The 3,038-nt window shown below is 30.3% G+C and carries 1 protein-coding gene and 2 pseudogenes; all 3 read left to right on the top strand.

Annotated features, from left to right (window positions below; genetic code table 11):
• A pseudogene (locus tag KQI85_RS16140) lies at positions 1-408 on the top strand (hypothetical protein); the annotation flags it as partial.
• A gap of 214 nt (positions 409-622) precedes the next feature.
• Entirely contained in the window at positions 623-1,255 is a 633-nt protein-coding gene (locus KQI85_RS16145; protein WP_216577053.1) for a hypothetical protein, read from the top strand.
• Between the two features lie 1,530 nt (positions 1,256-2,785).
• Positions 2,786-3,038 (top strand): annotated as a pseudogene (locus KQI85_RS16150) (hypothetical protein); the annotation flags it as partial.

Here is a 3,038-nt window from a genome sequence, read left to right on the forward strand (position 1 = left end):
ATGATATTTATAAATAAAGTAAGAGAATACTCAGATGACAAAGGCGTAGATATCAAGACAGCAATAACCAATGCAATAGATTACTGCATAGAAGAAAATATTATGAGAGAATTTTTGATAAAGCATAAGGCGGAGGTGTTTAGTGTGTGTATAACAGAATTTGATGAAAAGATATATGAAGCAGAGTTAAGAGAAGAAGCTCGTGAAGAAGGACGTACTTTGGGACGTGAGGAAGGACGTGAAGAGGAACGCATTAAGAATATTCGAAAAACCATCTTTCTTTTACACAGACTTAATTTTAAAAATGAAGATATAATCAGGGAAATTTCTCAAACATTTGAAATTCCTTTAGAAACAGCAGGTAAATATATAGAAGACTATTACAACGAATTATCTAAGAAGAACTAATCGTTGTAAGTAATTATATAAAAAGCTCTCTGATATTGCTAGGGACAGAGATAACTAATTAGATAACATGCGTGTATTTCTTAATTACCTGCACGGAAAAGACGTAGAAAGAATAGCTGATAGTACGATTAGTATATTGAATGTAATAGTGCTATCAGCAGCTGATAGCAAGTATTAACATACTGACAAGAAACATACAGACAAGAGAGGACTTATGTATTATGCGAATCTTCTAAGCCAGTATATTAAGACAGAACGTTATGGAATATATAATAAGAAGTTAATACCTATTCCAACACCACAGTATGTAGTTTTTTATAATGGAACAGAAGAATATGAAGCAAGAGTTAAACTGAGGTTATCTGATGCATTTATAAATAAGGATGACAGCGGGGATTTTGAATGGACAGCAGTGGTATATAATCTTAATACCGGTAAAAATGATGAACTGTTAGAAAAATGTAGACCACTTAAGGAATATATGATATTTATAAATAAAGTAAGAGAATACTCAGATGACAAAGGCGTAGATATCAAGACAGCAATAACCAATGCAATAGATTACTGCATAGAAGAAAATATTATGAGGGAATTTTTGATAAAGCATAAGGCGGAGGTGTTTAGTGTGTGTATAACAGAATTTGATGAAAAGATATATGAAGCAGAGTTAAGAGAAGAAGCTCGTGAAGAAGGACGTATATTGGAACGAATTGAAATGTACAAAGAGGAAAATTACTCGGATATGGATATTATGAAAAAAATTGTTTTACGATTTGGCATAACACTTCAAGAAGCGCAGGAATACCTTGATAAATACTATGAAGAGACCGATAAAAACAATCAATAAGTTTATACTTTTTCTTGAAATACCCCCCTATGATTACCCCCTAAAAGGGGGGGGATTTTTTTAATTCTCCATGTTATCCTATCTGTGCAGTTGAGAGTTATTGATGAACAAAAACTGCACAGATAAGAGCATTTATTAATTGTAGATGGCACGATAAGTATTAGTACCACCTTTTCAAAGAAGCATGTCATATATTGGACTATCTTATAAAGTAAGCTTTACAAAATATTAAATTACAGCTGGCTCTTATCTGAACATAAAACATCAACAACATGTTGATGCGACAGATTATTTATTCATTAAAAACTGTACGGCTGTAGTTAACAATATGCTTACAATATCTTTTTAATGTAACTTATAATTTATAACATGTAAGTTAATCGTATTGAAATATGTTTTCAGTATGCAAAAAACTTAATATCGTACTCTGACCAAAGTATCTGGCACAGTGCATGTCTGTTTTTTCATCCATGCATTGATATGATTTATGTTAATTCTAACTTTTAATAGCAGTGAAACGCCATATATTATCATACTATTGATTATATGTTTTATTAAAAAATCTTAAAATCACCGCTATCATTCACCAGTCTTTGGTGTCATATTATGCATACGTCTGAGATTATGTTGATTGTATTGTAATTAGATATACAATTAATGTATCTTAAGTTGTTATGTAAGCAATCTGATGTGAGCAATATAATGTGCATGATGTCTGGAATATACTACTGTATTTAATGTAAGATGGAATCTTTGATATTAGAATACATATAGTATTATCAAGAATTATTCGCAACTTTGAATCATACTAAACTGAACCGTATTATATATGTATGATTCTGCTTCTACAAGGTGTATAAAGATGTATCAAGTCTTTATTCCAGTGCATCTTTGTATGCTGTCTATACACTTTCTTTTTTCATGCATGACTTACAGATTAGCATTAGATTATATTGTATTATATAGCAAACATCTATTTTCTATAATGTATTGTGCTATGATGGTTGGAGTATTGATTATTGATATTCATTTCTTATATCTAATCTAATTAAAACTAATATCTTAATCGTATATCACATCTGCAATTAATAAATTAAGTTACATTTTAGGCATTCTCAGTCGATGGGAGTGCCTTTATTCTTTATACCTGAAATTAGATTTGAATTATATTTTCAGTTAATAACAAAAATGTTTATGCTTGTGAATATAAAATAGTCTAGTGATAGATAAAATAGTGTTCGTTCATTTGCAGTGTTAGATGCTCTTAGCTTAGATTAGCCATTAACAGCACCAAATGAGGACTATACGAGGAAAGCAAAGTAGAAATTGAAAAGGCGAAAATATGTTTGCGTTTTATTACTGTATATGATATACTAATAGTACTAGTAATAGATAATAATGTTATTAATATATCATATACAGCAATAGCTTATAGTGCTATTAGTATATTGTATATAATACTTACTATCAATAGCTGATAGCAAGTATTAACATACTGACAAGAAACATACAGACAAGAGAGGATTTTTAATGGCATCAACTAATGAAACAGTAGGTATTAACCGTACTTACAAGGACAGACTTTTTAGATTAAGATTCGGTTCCGAAGAGTATAAAGAGGATATGTTATCGCTTTATAATGCACTTAACGGAACTAATTACAACAACACAGAAGATATCAGGATAACAACACTTGATGATGTAATATACATGAAGATGAAGAATGATATATCAATTCTTCTAGACAGCAACATGGTCTTGTGGGAACAGCAGAGTTCAATTA

The organism is Falcatimonas sp. MSJ-15 (assembly GCF_018918265.1).
Taxonomy (GTDB): Bacteria; Bacillota; Clostridia; order Lachnospirales; family Lachnospiraceae; genus Falcatimonas.

Excerpts from the sequence above, each read along its gene's own strand:
- KQI85_RS16145 (WP_216577053.1), top strand. The coding sequence starts at position 623 with ATGTATTATGCGAATCTTCTAAGCCAGTATATTAAGACAGAACGTTAT.